The organism is Treponema primitia ZAS-2 (assembly GCF_000214375.1).
GTDB classification, from domain to species: domain Bacteria; phylum Spirochaetota; class Spirochaetia; order Treponematales; family Breznakiellaceae; genus Termitinema; species Termitinema primitia.
Genome location: NC_015578.1, coordinates 2,866,449 through 2,881,995, shown reverse-complemented (window position 1 = coordinate 2,881,995; position 15,547 = coordinate 2,866,449). Strand labels below are relative to the sequence as shown.

The 15,547-nt window shown below is 55.5% G+C and carries 13 protein-coding genes; 9 read left to right on the top strand and 4 right to left on the bottom strand.

Annotated elements, in window-relative coordinates:
• Positions 1 to 43: 43 nt before the first annotated feature.
• Positions 44 to 823: an HAD family hydrolase gene (locus tag TREPR_RS12520; RefSeq protein ID WP_015708689.1), complete on the bottom strand. Its 780-nt coding sequence runs from the start codon at positions 821 to 823 to the stop codon at positions 44 to 46.
• A 471-nt stretch (positions 824 to 1,294) separates the two neighbouring features.
• Between TREPR_RS12520 and TREPR_RS12515 the strand changes: the two genes are divergently transcribed.
• The 3 genes from TREPR_RS12515 to TREPR_RS18665 all read left to right on the top strand — a co-directional run bounded on the left by TREPR_RS12515 (position 1,295) and on the right by TREPR_RS18665 (position 8,076).
• Positions 1,295 to 5,185 (top strand): fibronectin type III domain-containing protein, encoded by a 3,891-nt coding sequence (locus TREPR_RS12515; RefSeq protein WP_245534734.1) that lies wholly within the window; start codon positions 1,295 to 1,297, stop codon positions 5,183 to 5,185.
• Between the two features lie 15 nt (positions 5,186 to 5,200).
• Positions 5,201 to 7,735 (top strand): hypothetical protein, encoded by a 2,535-nt coding sequence (locus TREPR_RS12510; RefSeq protein WP_015708687.1) that lies wholly within the window; start codon positions 5,201 to 5,203, stop codon positions 7,733 to 7,735.
• A 164-nt stretch (positions 7,736 to 7,899) separates the two neighbouring features.
• Positions 7,900 to 8,076, top strand: a complete 177-nt coding sequence (locus TREPR_RS18665; RefSeq protein ID WP_015708686.1) for a hypothetical protein — start codon at positions 7,900 to 7,902, stop codon at positions 8,074 to 8,076.
• 79 nt (positions 8,077 to 8,155) lie between these two features.
• Here the strand turns inward: TREPR_RS18665 and TREPR_RS12505 are convergent, their stop codons facing one another.
• The 3 genes from TREPR_RS12505 to TREPR_RS18660 all read right to left on the bottom strand — a co-directional run bounded on the left by TREPR_RS12505 (position 8,156) and on the right by TREPR_RS18660 (position 9,009).
• A complete protein-coding gene (locus TREPR_RS12505; protein WP_015708685.1) occupies positions 8,156 to 8,455 on the bottom strand; it encodes a HigA family addiction module antitoxin in 300 nt (99 codons plus the stop codon).
• Positions 8,456 to 8,468: 13 nt separating this feature from the next.
• On the bottom strand, positions 8,469 to 8,747 hold the full coding sequence (locus TREPR_RS12500) for a type II toxin-antitoxin system RelE/ParE family toxin (RefSeq protein WP_041611190.1): 279 nt from the start codon (positions 8,745 to 8,747) through the stop codon (positions 8,469 to 8,471).
• Positions 8,748 to 8,862: 115 nt separating this feature from the next.
• Positions 8,863 to 9,009 (bottom strand): hypothetical protein, encoded by a 147-nt coding sequence (locus TREPR_RS18660; RefSeq protein WP_015708684.1) that lies wholly within the window; start codon positions 9,007 to 9,009, stop codon positions 8,863 to 8,865.
• A gap of 39 nt (positions 9,010 to 9,048) precedes the next feature.
• On the opposite strand from TREPR_RS18660, the gene TREPR_RS12495 reads away from it, so the two are divergent.
• The 6 genes from TREPR_RS12495 to TREPR_RS12465 all read left to right on the top strand — a co-directional run bounded on the left by TREPR_RS12495 (position 9,049) and on the right by TREPR_RS12465 (position 15,489).
• Positions 9,049 to 9,324: a hypothetical protein gene (locus TREPR_RS12495; RefSeq protein ID WP_015708683.1), complete on the top strand. Its 276-nt coding sequence runs from the start codon at positions 9,049 to 9,051 to the stop codon at positions 9,322 to 9,324.
• Positions 9,325 to 9,333: 9 nt separating this feature from the next.
• Positions 9,334 to 9,561: a hypothetical protein gene (locus TREPR_RS12490; RefSeq protein WP_015708682.1), complete on the top strand. Its 228-nt coding sequence runs from the start codon at positions 9,334 to 9,336 to the stop codon at positions 9,559 to 9,561.
• A 201-nt stretch (positions 9,562 to 9,762) separates the two neighbouring features.
• Entirely contained in the window at positions 9,763 to 10,008 is a 246-nt protein-coding gene (locus TREPR_RS12485; RefSeq protein WP_015708680.1) for a hypothetical protein, read from the top strand.
• The gene (locus tag TREPR_RS12480; RefSeq protein ID WP_015708679.1) at positions 10,005 to 10,403 is read left to right on the top strand and encodes a type II toxin-antitoxin system VapC family toxin; all 399 of its coding nucleotides are present in this window, start codon (positions 10,005 to 10,007) and stop codon (positions 10,401 to 10,403) included. Before TREPR_RS12485 ends, TREPR_RS12480 begins: the two co-directional genes overlap by 4 nt.
• A gap of 720 nt (positions 10,404 to 11,123) precedes the next feature.
• On the top strand, positions 11,124 to 13,046 hold the full coding sequence (locus TREPR_RS12470; protein ID WP_015708678.1) for a tetratricopeptide repeat protein: 1,923 nt from the start codon (positions 11,124 to 11,126) through the stop codon (positions 13,044 to 13,046).
• A 1-nt stretch (position 13,047) separates the two neighbouring features.
• Positions 13,048 to 15,489 (top strand): tetratricopeptide repeat protein, encoded by a 2,442-nt coding sequence (locus TREPR_RS12465; RefSeq protein ID WP_041611188.1) that lies wholly within the window; start codon positions 13,048 to 13,050, stop codon positions 15,487 to 15,489.
• Positions 15,490 to 15,547 lie beyond the last annotated feature (58 nt).

The following is a 15,547-nucleotide window of genomic DNA, read 5'->3' as shown; positions in this document are numbered from 1 at the left end:
TTTGATCCGGAAGGACAGGAAAACTTTGTGCTTGATGCGGGTTTTAATCAGCCTCAAGCACAAAGCGTTTAATAGCCTGGCCGACCCCGCCTTCGCCGCAGTTGCCGGTGATTGCGCCGGCCAGGGCTTTTAATTCTTCGCTGGCGTTTCCCATGGCAATGCCCAGGGCGGCAGCGCAGATGATGTCAATATCGTTGGCACTGTCTCCGATAGCGATAGTGTTTTCCCGGGCCATCCCCAGGGTTTGCAGGATAATGCCCATGCCTTTGGATTTGCTTTCCCCTAGGATGATCCCTTCAAAGTAATTGGGGAAGGCGTTTATCTGGAAGAATTCCGATAAAAGGAGCCGTTCAGGATCGCTGGGCTGCCCTCCCAGGGTAAGTTTGGAAATAATGGCATCGGGGTAGCGGGTAACGAAGTCGTCGGCCCCGGTAATGGGGAGGATATTTTCAGTGTTGCTAAATCTGTCGGGTAGGTTTAGCCCGAAGACGCCGTTTTCCCCTTCAAAAACGCAGAACTTATCATTCTTCAGGTAATAGGCGCAGATTGGGAGGAGTATTTCCCGGGGCGCCCATTTGTGGTACACAGTTTTGTCCCCTATGAGCACCTGGGCCCCGGCGCCGGCGATTATGCCGTCCAGCCATGGCGCTTCCTGCAATTCCTGGGGAATATGGGCCAGGGAACGCCCGGTGCTGAGAAAGATTTTATGCCCCTCCTGGTGGGCCGCGGTGATCATATCCGTGTCCTCAGGGAAAGGGCCTGTCCGATTGATTACCAGGGTTCCGTCAATGTCCAGAAAAATTGCCTTTTTAGCCCCAGTCATGGGCCCTCCCTTTCGCCGTAAGTTCCGAATAGCCTTAGGTTAATTTTATAGAAAGAAGACAAAGAATGAAAGCAGCTGAAAATTTAAGCGCCCAGCATAGGGACTAAATACCGCTTTTTCTTTGTCCTTTCGGGCCGGGTGAAAAGGGTGACAGTCACCTTTCTGTCGTTAATTTTACGAATTTTAGTAAAAAAAAGTAGAAAAATTCTTTTTATTGGTATATTATACTTGTATAGTCAGAAATTGGGGGATATATGTCAGATAGCCCATATACCCGTTTTTGCTCTTTTGTAAGCTGCGCGGGGAACTGCGTTGCAAGTAGCGCTTGTTGTGGAAGCTTATTTATTATATATCTAATAGGAATACTATGATACATTTCTTACCCCCCCCAATTCCGATAGATTTACTAGGATATATCCCGTATCTTTCAAATACCCATCCTCATGCTGCATTATGCCAAGGAGCTGCGCTATGAAAGCAGTGCGCTTTTTTGCCCTGGTCTGCGGAGCCGCCCTCATATTTGCCGGGTGCGACCTTTTTCTCAATAAGCCGGAAAAGGACGCCATTTCCGGGGCGGAATACGAGGTATGGCTGTCCAAGGCGCCCCACCTTTCGGTGCGTATGGAACTGGTCCCCGGTTCGGGCTCTTCCAACCCCCCGGCAGGGCTCATTTCCTTGGCGGACAACCGGCCCAAGCTGGAAGTACCCTTTAACGCCTCCTTTACCGTAAACCCCGGGTTCGGCTTTGTGGAATGGCAGGCTTATCGGGCTGCCGCGCCGGGCGTGAAATTAGAGGCCGAGGTGCAGTTTAGAAGCCTTAACGCTTCGGGGACCGAAGTTGAAGTGACGGCCTTTATCAATGAAGAACTAATCATCACCCCCTTTTGCGCGGCCCTGCCGGTGGTGACGGACCATAACCTGCCCAACGCTACCTTTGAGCGGCTGCCCACCAACTACCCCGTGGAGATACGCTTTAACACGCCGATTGATCCGGAAAGCCTTTCTTTCCTGAATACGGACAATCCCCAGGGAACCATCGCCATTACCGGGAAGGCTGACCAGGGGATGAACCCGGTGGTCCGGGATTTGACGGGCCAGTACGATATGCAAAAGGACCCGGCGGGGCTCTGGATACGCCTGGAGCCCCTGCGGAACGGCGTTTCCCTTTCCAACAACAATATTACGATAGAACTGGGGACCGGCATACGCAGCAGAGACTATCCCATATATATGGCGGAAAGCCGGGCCTTTAGCTACGGGGCTGCGGACGGCCCTGACCTGAACTTCCCGGTGGTTGACAGCGGGCTTATCAGGGGAGCCCTGGGCCTTGAGGAGGAGGATGTCTTTTTTTCCGGGAAAACCATCAGCTATGACAGCGCCGGGCGGACCTGGCCGGCGGAATATGCCCTAAAAAGCGATGAAGATGGCAAGCGGACTGTGTACCTGCTTTTTGACGCCTATAAAAGCTCGGCGATGATAAAGGAAATAAGCATCACCGAGGAACGGGTTATGGATATTGCAGGCCGCGCGGTGACTGCCGAGATTCTGCCTTCCCCGGCCTACCCCAACGAGAATTTGCGGAACGCCGATTCCCCCCTGGCCTTGAAGTACGCCCAGGAATTCCAAAAGACGCCCTTTGTAATCCCCCACACGGTGCAGACCGCCAAGGAAGGGGTCATCCGGTTTTACATACAGCCCCGGGACTCTTTCGGGATCGGGTACAGCTATGTGGATGCCCAGACCCGGGGCCTGTATGTGGAGGCCCTGCTGGACCTGCCCCCGGACCCGGTAGCCGGGATTGGGGGCGTGTATAACCGGGCTGCCGGGACTATCACCCTGACCTGGGCTGATCCGGCCAATGTGGATCTGGATTATATCGACATAAGCTGGGCCGGGGGTACAGCAAAAGCGAATGCGGGGGAACAGCGGGCGGTCCTGGCCGGCATTGATTCCGGGCTCTATAACTTTACCCTTAGCGCCGTCGACCGGGGCGGGAACCGCAGCGCGGCTGAGTTCCCCTTTAACGCGGATTCTACGATCCCCAGCCCGGTCAGCGATCTGCAGGGTTCCTACAATCAGGCATCAGAGGGTATGGTCCTTTCCTGGACTAACCCCGTGGGGGATACGGAAGCGGAAACCATCAAGATTAGCTGGAGCGGTACTGCTGGCGGTTCAGCCTCCCTAGCCTTAAGCGGCCCAAGCCAGGGCTATGTCATATCCGGCATAGCGCCGACCAACGGCGCGGCATACACAGTAACGGTGAAGACCGCCAACGCATTGAAAGAATCCGGCGGGACCTCGGTGACCGTATACCCGGACATCACGCCCCCCGGCGCGGTTACGGTTACCCCTTTTTATAACCAGGGCTCCAAGACCATCGCGGCCAGCTGGACCGATCCGGCGGATGCAGATTTGCAGGAAATATTGCTGGAATGGGGGATCACCGGGGAAGGCATTGCGGGAAGCCAGCGGATAGGCCGGGGGCAGCAATCCTACGTTATTACTGGGGTTGTTTCGGACAGCCGGGGCTATACGGTGCGGTCCTATGCAGTTGACCGCGCGGGGAACCAGTCCGCCGGGACTTCAAAGACTGTAGAAACCGACACCACCCCGCCCGGGGCCGTGTGGGGCCTGGCGGGTTCCTACGACCGGGATGTACAGCGGATTACCGTTACCTGGACCGATCCGGTGGACCCTGACTTGAAAGAGATCCGCCTTGCCTGGCAGGCGGGAACCGGGGTTTTGACAAGCCTTACCCTGAACAAGGGGGAAGAGGCCTATGCCATAGATTCAGTGGGCTATAACAGCGGGCAATACAGCATTACCGTTACTGCGGCGGACCGTGCCGGGAATGTGGGGAATAGTGAAACCGTAAATGTACGGACCGACAGCCGGCCCGCCACGCCGGGTAGTATTACTGCGGTTAATACCCTTAATTCCGGGGAACTTAAAGTAAGCTGGAATAAGGTGAGCGGGGCTTCGGGCTATGATCTGCGCTACGGAACGGTAAGCAGCGGCTTGGGCGCTACAGAGCTGGGCATAAGCGATGGGGGAACGAACCCCAGTACAACCCTGAGCGGCCTTACCGATGGGACCGTTTACTATGTGTGGGTCCGGGCGAAGAACGGGACCGTAAGCGGGGACTACAATACCGTGCCGATCATCGGAACACCGAAAAGCAGCAATGCTGCCCTGGGCACCCTGAGCATAGATGGGGCGACTTTGACCCCGCCCTTTATGTCGGGTACGTCGAATTACTCGGTACTACTTCCGGCGGATAGTAACCAGGTCACTGTTCATGCTGCTGCGGCGGACAGCAATGCGGTGGTTTCTTACGGATTTGACAGCGGTTCTTTGAGCGGTATTAACTACAAGAATATCAACAACGGCGCGGTGGTACAGGCCAAAGTATTGGTAACGGCGGCCGGCGGCGCCACTAATAACTATACCATAACCGTAACCCGGAAACTCGCCGCACCGGCGGCTCCTGCGGTAAGCCGGGTGGCTGGCGCTTTCGGTCAGCTCTCCGTTTCCTGGGGCTCGGTGAGCGGGGCAACGAACTATACCCTGGCGTACAGAAAAACCATCGATGCTGATACCCCAGTAGGCGCATTGACCCAAATTCTTGGTAATGTAACCACCAAGACCCTTACAGGCCTTGAACCGGGCGCCAGTTACTATGTGTGGGTTAAAGCAGGCAACAGTAACGCTGCCGCCGCCGGGGACTACTCCCCAAGTGTAACGGGAACCCTGGGATCGAATACCGCCAAATTGGAAATCCTTTTGGTGAACGACGTCAGTGTAGACACAAGCAGCGACACTCTGGCAGGGGTGACTATCCCCAACACTTCCAATGCCATAGTCTTGATTGCGGTTCCTTGGAACAACGGAACGGCGCGCTATAAATTCGGCGATAATCCCCTGACTTCGACACCCACCGGGAACATTAATCCCGGACAAATAGTACCGGTACAGATTGCGGTAAAGTCTGAGGACGGTTCGGCAACCACATACTACACCATAAACGTAACCCGGCTACAGCAGGCGGGCATAGCCATCGACGGGGCTCAGGACCCCATCGCCATTAGCCCCGAAAAAGCCGTCAGCATAAGCTGGGGCAGGAGTCGTACCCAGGAATTTACGGTGAGCGGAACTGGAATCAGCGATACCATACAGTGGTACGTGGACGGCGTGAAGCTGCCCATCACTGCCCATAGCAATAACAGTGATTACGGCACAACGGCGAGTGTTACCCTGTATGCCCGTGATTACCTGGTGTCGGACCACACCCTTACGGTGAAGGTGATAACAACAGCCGGGGTTTTGTATACCCGGGAATTGAAATTTACGGTTACCCAGTAAAGAGGAAAGATCGCCATGAACATATACAGGAAAAACGGTACTAAAATAGCAATCGTGTTGGCAGCCTTGCTGGCAACGGGCCTCATCCTGGGCTCCTGCGCCAACGCCTTGGGCCCGGAAAACACGCCCATCCCGGAATCTGCAACCCAGTTTCCCGCGCCGGGGATGGGGCGGCTGCAAATCTCCCTGGAACTTCCCCCGGATACGGCGGCGCTCCCGGCGGCAAGCCTCCGCGCCCGGACGATCTTCCCCGAAAACCAGTTTACCAAGTATGTGCTGACCTTTGCGGAAACCAACGGCGACTATCCCGATGTTGAGGCAACCTTGACCAGCGCCACAGCCTCCGTGGACCTGCCCCCGGGAACCTGGAAGATCACGGTGAAAGCCTATGCGGGGGACATCCTCTCCGGAACCGGCGCCGCCCCCGGCGTGCCGGTGAAGGCCGCGTCCCCGGCATCGGTGCGGATACGCCTGGACCGGTACCGGGGAATGGACTCGGAGCCGGGCAAACTCAGCTGGAACATCACCTTTCCCGACGGCAGCTATGGGGGCAATACCCTGCGGGTGCTTGACGGTGATGGGGAAGAGGTTGCCATCACGGGGGATGATCTCACCAACCCGATTCAGCTGGGCGACGAATCCCCGGCGCTGAATGAGGCCGGGGCGGACATAGCGAGCGGGGAATACCTGGTGGAGCTGCGCATAAAAAGCGACGCCGGGACCGCCGCAACCTGGCTGGGGGGCGTCCATGTGTATCCCGGGCAGACCACCACCATCACCCGGGACTTTACCGACGGGGATTTTAACGTCGAGGTCCCCGTGTATGGGACCGTCACTACCGGCGCGGTAGACGTCGTTTCCCGCACCGTGGAAGCCTTTAGCGATGAGGCTTGCAGCACCCTGGTGGGGACCAGCACGGTGGTGGACGGCGCCTATACTCTGTTTATCCCCACCAACCATGCCCAGGTGTACCTGCGGCTCAAGGCCGTGATAAGCGGCGGGGCAATCATCTACTCCTCCATAGGGTCGGCGATCACTACCGGCACCGCCACGGCTCCCATAGAACAGAACCTCGACGGCGAGACCTATACCATCTATGCCATTATCACGACCAACCCCGGTACCGGTTCCGGCGCCATCACCGCCCCCACCGCCGCCTTCAAAGGCAGCACCGTGGCCGTGACCGTAACGCCGGAGGCCAATTCCCTGCTCCAGGCCGGGTCGTCCCTGAAGGTTACCTGGACCACATCCCCCACCTCCAACGTATCCATCAGCGCCGCCAATACCTTCACCATGCCCGCAGCCGCCGTAACCATCAGCGCGACCTTTGTGTCCAAGACCGACCCCGATATGGCCGCGTCCATGAACGGCCTTGCCTATACCACCCTGAGCGCCGCCATTACCGCCGCACAGGGGACTGCGAGCGCCCCGGCGGTGATCACCCTGTTGAATGATGTGTCCAGCGCCCCCATTAGCTTTAGCAACAAATACGTCCAACTGGTGTCCTCCGGTACAGGGGGGAATACCATAAAGCAGAACAGCAGCTCCAACTCCAACGCCTCTCTCTTCACGGTGGGCTCGAACGCCATCCTCACCCTGGGGGACGGGATCAAGTACCTCGCCCTGGAGGAAGGGTATAATAACGCCGCGATGATTACTATTAATGCGACAGGAACCCTGGTCATGAACTTGAACACCATGCTACAGAACCATGTAAATGGCAACCAAACCAACAACAAAGGCGGCGGGGTGTATGTGAACGGCGGGACCTTCATCATGAACGGGGGAACCATCATCGGCAATACCGCCCTCGGCGGCTACGCCTCCGGCTGGGGCCACGGCGGCGGGGTGTATATGGACGGCGGGACTTTCACCATGAACGGGGGAGCCATCAGCGACAATAAGGCCGCTTACGGCGGCGGGGTGTATATGGACGGCGGGATTTTCATCATGAACGGGGGAAGCATCAGCGACAATAACGGCACCTACAGCGGCAGCGGCGGCGGGGTGTATATGTACAACGGGACTTTCACCATGAACGGGGGAGCTATCAGCGGCAATACTTCCTTTACCTCCTACGGGGGCGGCGGGGTGTTTATGTACAACGGGACCTTCAACATGAACCGGGGAAGCATCAGCGGCAATAACGCCCCCGACAGCGTCGGCGGCGGGGTGCTTATGAACACCGGGACCTTCAACATGAACGGGGGAAGCATCAGCGGCAATACCGCCGACAACGTTGGCGGCGGGGTGTATGTGGGCAGCGGGACCTTCAACATGAACGGGATGGCGGCCATCCGCAGCAATGACGTCACCGGCACCACCACCAACGCCACCATCAACGACGCCGGCGGCGGGGTGTATATTGCTCGAGGCAAGTTCTACATGTTGGGCGGAACCATTGCAGGCACCAACACTGCCGCTAGCGGCAAGACCTTGTATAAGGAAAAGGATGGTGTGGCAAAGTACGACAATGACTCGGGGGCCTGGATCGTAGGCGATGAGGAGACTATGGGTTTTAAGGACGAAGAGATAAAAAAAGATCCCTAACCCCCTGTGGGGCGTAAACGGCTCGTAGGGAAGAAAAAGGCGCCCGGCGCCGGAAAACGCCCCCATCGCCGTTTTCTTCCGGATTGCGGTTTAGCTTCACATTTTGCTCTTAGTATGCAATGAAAGTGAGAAAGCAATTTTACGAATTGCTGAAGGGGTAGGATATGGACGAAAAGATGGATTCACCGGAATACGATGTGGACGCCATTGTTGACCGGGTTGCCGGCGCGGTTGCCAAGGGAACTATCACCAAGGAAGAAAAAGGTGCCCGGCGCCGTTTCCGGCGGCCCGGCCCAGCGATCCAAGCCGGCCGCCACGGGGGGATCACACGCCGGTTATGAATTTAACCCTGGCGCAACATCATTTTCCTCAGGGATTGATTTATGCGCGTGGAACTCTCCGACTAAAGTCGGCGTTGCATTATGCGCTTACGCCTACTTGAGGAAAATCTTTAATACCCGATAGTTCATATTGTTCTGCTTCCCAAAGGGTCCGTTTTATTTGCATCGTAAGCCAGCTTTCTGCTGTGGTGTGGGTAGCTTTGGCAATCCGTAATGCCATTACAGGACTCAATGCCGACTTCCCGTTGACAAACTCAGAGAGCGTTTTCCGTGTTATGCCGAGTAATGCAGCCGCGTCGGTAATGGTCAAATTAAGCGGAACAAGAACATCTTCCAAAAAAACCTTCCCCGGATGCACCGGTTTTCGTGTTTGCTTCATTATCCTTCTCCTTCTAATGATAATCCTGATAGTCCACAATGTGTGCGTCATTGTTTTCAAATCGAAAGGTTACACGCCAATTCCCATTTACCGAAACCGACCATACGCCCTTCTCCTGCCCGGAAAGTTCGTGCAGACGGTAACCGGGTAAGTTCATGTCACTGGGTGAAAGACTGGCATCTAAACGATCAAGAATCCGTTCCAGCTTATCTGCGTGAGCGGGAATGATCCCTCTCTTAGTTCCCGTCAAGAAGAATTGCTCAAGTCCCTTGTGCTTGAATGAACCTATCATTATGCTTATATCTTAGGCTGTAACGTGTAACGTGTCAATACATGAGCGAAAAGACCCACAAATCCACGGCGGAAATCATCGGCGAGCTGGTGCGCAAAGAACTAAAAGCCGCCATCTAGCCCCCAAAAAGGGGAGGCAGAAGATAGCCGCGCTGGGGGCCACTAGCAAGCTTGGGGGTGGTGCGGGTAAAGAGATCGTCCCAGTATTCCGCGCCCTTGCCGCCGGGGGAAGCCAAAAGGTGCCTGGCACCGGTTTGAACCATAATATTGGCAAACCCCCTGTTTGCCGGTATACTTACCCTATGGCCGAGATCATTACCTTTGATCCGTCTGCCTTTAAGCATGGCCTTACCGAGGTGGCAATCCGCCACGCCTTTACCCACCGAATCCATGACGAAACGGTAGCGGGAGAAGAAGAAAAGAACCTGCTTATCGACTTTGACGCCAATGCAAATCTGCTTGAAATACTGTATAATGTGATCGAACCCAATAAAATCAACGTGTTCCATGCGATGCCGTGCCGTAAATCCTGGCGCTACTTGCAACGCAGTTCCCCGCGCAGCCTCGCCAACCTATAGGAGGATACTATGGCAGCAATGACCGATGAAGAAGCGGACGCCCTGGATGAGCTGTGGACTCGGACTACACCAAAGCTTTCGGGCAAGCCGGGCTATTACACCACCCACATGGCCCACACCATGGTCGTGGATAATCTCACCGCCCAGTGGGTGGACGCCATGAGCGAAAAAACCCACAAATCTGCGACGGAAATTATCAGCGAGCTTGTGCGGGAAAAAATCGCGGCCTCTGCTTAAGGAAGCCGGACGGGCGCCATGAAATGCCGTATCCATTCCTCAATAATCTCCGGATTATCCATAAATGGGAAGAAGCATGATACCCTTCGAAGCGGGGAAAAGGTGACAGTCACCAAAATTCGTTATCAGGTTCTCTTTTTTCTTGACATTGTATGCAAAATGCATATATTATTGAAATATAGGTAGACAAAGGAGCTTGATATGCCATTATTACAGGTAAGGGATTGTCCACAGGAACTGTATGAAACAATCTCACAAGTGGCAAAAATTGAAAACCGGAGCATTTCTCAGCAAACGATAGTTCTCTTAAAAAACGCTTTAAATCTTACACAGGAAAGAAAATTGCGCCGAAAATCTGTATTGCAGAGAATTAAAAATTTAAATCTAAAGGATGTGGATACGTTCCCTGATCCGGGAAAACTAATACGGGAGGATAGGGATAGATGATTGTTGTATTGGATAGTAATGCTGCAATAGCCATTGTCTTGCAACAAGGAAAAGGAATTGATTTCACTAAAGCGATAGAGCAGTCAGAAAAAGTAGTTAGCTCCGAGTTTTTTAGAATCGAAGTTGCCAATGTTATAAGAAAATACTACAAGGGAAATTTTATAAACCGGGAACAATGCAATGAACTGCTGGAAACGGCGGAAGGACTGGTTGACGAATTTATCCCCATAAGGGAAAACAACATAGAAGCCTTTAATGAAGCAATACGATTGGATTATTCCGCTTATGACATGCTCTATTTGTCCCTTGCCCGAAGAACGGGGGCAACTTTGTTGACCCTCGATCACCCCTTACTTATGCTGGCAAAAAAAGAAGGACTAAGCATCATAGAATGAGTGATCGGCGTTTAGATTACGGACGGGAACAGTAGTATTAAAGTACATACCCTCTACCAGCGGAATGGCGCGGGGACCCTCAGGATTAGTAACTACGAAAATGCAGAGATACGGAATGTGCGGGTAAGTTTCCGGGCCGGGCAGTATACTTCCTCGGAGATCAACTGCGGGACTATCGGTTTTATCGGACGGGGGCGCCAGGCGGACCTGCCCCTGTATGCGGACTTTGCCCCGGCGCAGGAAGCCAAAAGGGAAAAATCGCGGCCTCTGCCTAAGCTATCCCCCCACCTGCGTTTTCCCGAAAAAACAAAAAATCCCACAAAAAATAATTTCCCGCTAAAGTATTTTTCACGGCGGCTCCATACATGGGGTACGGGGAAAAACCTATGCCTTGAAAAAGGTCTTTTATGTACTTGAGCCCTCGGGGGACACCTTCAATATCACTGTCCCGGAAGGCAGCTATTATCCCCATGAATGGTAATGACTTTAAGGTGACTGTGGGTTATGAATGCAGCATAGCTTCCCGTAAAACGGCCGTTAATATTTTTGATTTAATCATTATATTCCTCCGGGCATAGGCGAAAAAAGGCGCATGGCGCTGAATTCGCCTAGTATCCCCATTTTGCTTCGTTTTCCGAAAAAAATGACAAAATATTGAAATTTATTAGCAAGCGTGATATTATTTCCATATAAGGGTCACATAAAAAAGGCAAAACAGGCATGATATCCCGGCAATATAAAGCCCTCTTTTTCCTCCTGTTCCTGGCCTTTGGCCGGTTCGTCCGGCTTCCTGCCCTGGACTTTACCCTGCGGCCCCGGCCCTTCCTGCTTTTCCCCCAGGGCGAAGTAGCCGATCTCTATGCCATGGGCTACGGGGGGGATCTGCTTTTTGACCTGGATGTTTCCAGCATCCTTACCAATCCCTGGGGGCTCGGGTATTCCCTGGGCCTGGAAGGGGCTTTTATCTACGCAGATCTTGCCCAGGGGGCGGAGGGGGATATCCAGATCTATTCCGCCGGGGCGGGGGCGCGGCTTTTCGGCTATCCTCTTTCCCGGCTTGCCCTTTCCCTGGACGGGGCTTTTGGGCTTTCCCAGGCTATTCAGCATTATGGGCACCAGGAAGACGGCAGCGCCGCCTCCTGGTACTGGCGGGCCGGGGCGGAGGCGGGGTTCCGCTTTGCCCCGTTTTTCACCTTTGCCCTGAACGGCGGCTACCGGTATTACCATAACGAGCGCCGGGACGGAGCCCTGTACCAGGGGCTCTACGCTGGGCTTACGTTTCAGTTTACCCTTTCCACCAAAAGCGCTGCGGGCCTGCATCTGGACCTGATCCAGGAGGAGCCCGTATACCCCCTGTTTCTGTCCCTCTACCAGCGGAACGGCGCGGGGACCCTCAGGATTAGTAACTACGAAAATGCAGAGATACGGAATGTGCGGGTAAGTTTCCGGGCAGGGCAGTATACATCCTCGGAGATCAGCTGCGGGAATATCGGCTTTATCGGACGGGGCCGCCATGCGGACCTGCCCCTGTATGCGGACTTTGCCCCGGCGCTGCTTAACTTTACTGAGGACGGCCGCATCCTGGGGGAAGTGGTGATCCGCTATACCTTCCTGGGCTCGGAACGGACGGCGGTCATTAGTAGTACTGTGCGGGTGGTAAACCGCAATGCCTACCGCTGGGGGGATAACGCAAGCCTGGCGGCCTTTGTATCCCCCACCGCTCAGGCGCCCCTGGAGTATGCCAAGTATGTGGTGGGCCTGGCCCGGAGCAAGCGGCGCACCGGCTTAAACCAGAATATGCAGTTTTCCCTCTGGCTCTACGAGGGCCTTCTGACTGCAGGGCTCAGGCAGGGCTCAGGCTCTAACAGGGTTACTGACATTGACAGCATCCAGTTCCCCTCGGAGACCCTGGCTTTCCGTTCCGGGAACGCCGTGGATATTGGTCTGCTCTACGCCAATACCCTGGAATCCTCAGGCATTCCCGCCGCGATTATACCCCTGGAGGATGATTTTATGGTCCTCTATTCCTTAGGTATAAGCCAGGCTGCCGCGGACAGTCTTTTTACCAATATAGAAAATCTTTTGGTTATCAATGATGAAATGTGGATGCCCCTTTCCATGGCGAATTTCAATAACGGCTTTATGAACAGTTGGGAAGGGGGAAGCAAACGGTTGAACCAGGCCTTTGAAGCCGGGGAGGCCCTTGATTTTATCAGGTTTGCCGATGCCTGGGCGGCCTATCCTCCGGTGGTTCCCCCGGTGGAGGCTCAGAGCGCCCGGCCGGAGGAAGGGGCCTTAAACCGCCGGGTGGACACCGCCTTTGGCATATACATTGCCACTGAGCTTGAGCCTAAGATAGGGGCCCTGGAAGCCCAGCTCGGCGCCAATCCTGGGGCTGCATCATTTAACCAGTTGGGCTTACTATTACTGCGGGCCAACCGCCCGGAAGATGCAAAGCCGGTTTTTGAACAGGCCGCTTCGTACGGCTCTGCGGCGGGGATGGTCAACCGGGGAAACCTTTCCCTGCTTGACAAGGATTTTACCGGGGCGGAAGCCTGGTTCAGGCAGGCCCTGGGGCTGAACCCGGAAAACGCCGCAGCGAAAAACGGCCTGGCCCAGATGGCCCTGCAGCGGGGAGAGTAGGGTGGTGCGACTTGCAACGCCGACTTTAGTCGGCAAGTTCCCCGCGCACAAATGCTGCCGGATTTTCCCTGTGCTTATCGCCTTTTTGCTGCTTACCGCTGCCGCCGCCTATGGCGAAAACAGCATTGCCCTGCGGCTTTCCCCGGGCGCCGCCATTCCCTTGGGGGATAGCGTCTTTGTGCCCGGTTTCGGGGCCGCAGGCCTGGCGGAGTGGGCGTTCAGCCTGAAGCCCCAAAGCCGGTTTTTTTCGGGCCTACGGCTGGGGGGTGGGTTTTTCCAGATTGCCGTGGAAACCGGGTCCCCTATTGTTTTTACCCAGGGGAAGCTGGGGCTTTTTTTCCAGTGGCGCGCCCTGGACCGGCTCTCCCTCTGGGTGGAAGGAAACGGGGGTATCTTTACCTACAACTACTCCTGGGATGATACCGCCGACACCCGGCTGCGCCTGGGAGGGAGCCTGGGCGCGGATTTTCATCTTACCCCGTCTATAGCCCTCTATGCCGCCGCAGATTACAACTGGCACAGTATTACTCCCGACAGTTCCCTCACTACCCTGGGCATTAACCTGGGAGTACGCCTGGACCTGTTAGAATTACTGCGCAAGGAGACAAGGGTTGCCGGGGAAAAGAAAACCCAGGAGTCGGTATTTCCCGTTTCTTACGCCTGGTACGAAAATAACCCCCTAGCTTCCGTGCGGGTCACCAACCAGGAACCCACCGCTATAAACGATGTGCAGCTTTCTTTTTACCTGGAGCGGTACATGGGGCAGCCCACCCTGTTTTATACCATACCCCTTCTCAAGCCCGGGGAGTCTGTGGAGGTCCCGGTCACCGCCCTGTTTAATGAAGCCATGATGGACCTGACGGAAAACATCACCGCCAATGCGTCCCTGCGTATTGATTATCGGGCGCTGAGCCAGGTTAAGCAGGCGGAACTGCCCCTGCAAATGCCCATCTACCACCGGAACGCCATGAGCTGGGACGATGACCGCCGGGCCGCATCTTTTGTGTCATCCCAGGACCCGGCGGCAAAATTCTTTGCCCGGCATGTGCAGTCCATTACCGACACCCGGCTCAGGCCCTTTAAGGGCTCCTCAGAGCGTATCCCCCGGAATATCCAATACGCCCTGGGCCTCTTTGAGGCCCTCAAGGTCTACGGCATCAATTATGTCATCGACCCCTCAAGCTCCTATATTGAACTGTCGGAAAACGCAAGCAGCCTGGATACCCTGAACTATCCCTACCAGACCCTGTACTACCGGGGCGGGGACTGCGATGACCTGTCTATCCTGTTCTGCTCGATGCTGGAAGTATTGGGCATAGACACGGCGTTTATCACCATACCGGGGCACATCTACATGGCCTTTGATTCGGGGCTCACGGAAGAAGAAGGGCGGGAACAGTTTTTTCTCCCCGATGATTTGATTTACCAGGGGGGGAAAGCCTGGGTTCCCCTGGAGATAACCCAGACCGCCGCGCCCTTTTATCAGGCCTGGCGGACCGGGGCGCAGGAATGGCGGGACGCCGGATCAGAAGGCAGCTTCTTCCCCATGCGGGAATCCTGGGCCCGCTATAAGCCGGTAAGCGTCAGTGATGCGGCGGACAAGATGCCCGAGCTGCCCGATGAGGACGGCCTTATTGACGCCATAGAGGAATCCCTGAACATCTATGCCGGGTTTCTTATACGCCCCCGGACCCGGGAACTGGAAGGGCAGATCGCGGCCTCTTCATCGGGGATCGCCATGGTGCGGCGGAACGACTTGGGCGGCTTATACGGAAAGACCGGGATGCTCCTCAATGCGGAAACCGAACTAAGCCGCATACCCTCAAACGCCCCGGTGGCGCTCAACCTGGGAAACATAGCTTTTGTGCGGGGCCACTATGATGACGCCGAAAGCCTGTACCGGGAAAGCCTGGAGCGGGAACCGGGAAACATCCTGGCCCGGCTCGGCCTGGCCCGGACCTGCTATGAGCAGGGGGACTATGCCGGGGCGGAACGGGAGTACCGGTATTTACAGGAAGCCAACCCGGAACTGGCGGAACAGTATCCCTACCTGGGAACCTGGCGGGAAACCATGGGACAGCCCCTGAGCTACTCGGACCGCCTGGTAACAACCCTGTGGATGGATGCCCAATGGCAGCTGGAAACGAACAGAATAGCTGCGGAGGCTGCGGAAACGGAGTGGCTTACGGAGGCGGAGCAGACTGCGGTGGAGCAGGAAGAAGAATCCCCCGCCCTGGCCGCTTTCTACCGGGTTGTCTATGGCGACAGCTTAGTTCGCATTGCCCAGCGGGGTTACATCTACGGCGATTGGAGACAGTGGAGACGTATTTATGAAGCCAACAAGGACGCGTTCCCCCTCCGGGGCGATCCGGATTTCATACTGCCCGGCATGATCCTGCGTATCCCGCCAATTTACGGAGAGAAGCGCAGCGGGACATGGTAACTAAGTAGCGCGGGGAACTCTCCGACTGAAGTCGGGCCGACTTCAGTCGGTGGGAAGA

Coding starts and splice junctions, on each gene's coding strand:
- TREPR_RS12480 (WP_015708679.1), top strand. CDS start 10,005: ATGATTGTTGTATTGGATAGTAATGCTGCAATAGCCATTGTCTTGCAA.
- TREPR_RS12505 (WP_015708685.1), bottom strand. CDS start 8,455: ATGAAGCAAACACGAAAACCGGTGCATCCGGGGAAGGTTTTTTTGGAA.
- TREPR_RS12515 (WP_245534734.1), top strand. CDS start 1,295: ATGAAAGCAGTGCGCTTTTTTGCCCTGGTCTGCGGAGCCGCCCTCATA.
- TREPR_RS18665 (WP_015708686.1), top strand. CDS start 7,900: ATGGACGAAAAGATGGATTCACCGGAATACGATGTGGACGCCATTGTT.
- TREPR_RS12520 (WP_015708689.1), bottom strand. CDS start 823: ATGACTGGGGCTAAAAAGGCAATTTTTCTGGACATTGACGGAACCCTG.
- TREPR_RS12510 (WP_015708687.1), top strand. CDS start 5,201: ATGAACATATACAGGAAAAACGGTACTAAAATAGCAATCGTGTTGGCA.
- TREPR_RS12500 (WP_041611190.1), bottom strand. CDS start 8,747: ATGATAGGTTCATTCAAGCACAAGGGACTTGAGCAATTCTTCTTGACG.
- TREPR_RS12490 (WP_015708682.1), top strand. CDS start 9,334: ATGGCAGCAATGACCGATGAAGAAGCGGACGCCCTGGATGAGCTGTGG.
- TREPR_RS12470 (WP_015708678.1), top strand. CDS start 11,124: ATGATATCCCGGCAATATAAAGCCCTCTTTTTCCTCCTGTTCCTGGCC.
- TREPR_RS18660 (WP_015708684.1), bottom strand. CDS start 9,009: ATGGTTCAAACCGGTGCCAGGCACCTTTTGGCTTCCCCCGGCGGCAAG.
- TREPR_RS12485 (WP_015708680.1), top strand. CDS start 9,763: ATGCCATTATTACAGGTAAGGGATTGTCCACAGGAACTGTATGAAACA.
- TREPR_RS12495 (WP_015708683.1), top strand. CDS start 9,049: ATGGCCGAGATCATTACCTTTGATCCGTCTGCCTTTAAGCATGGCCTT.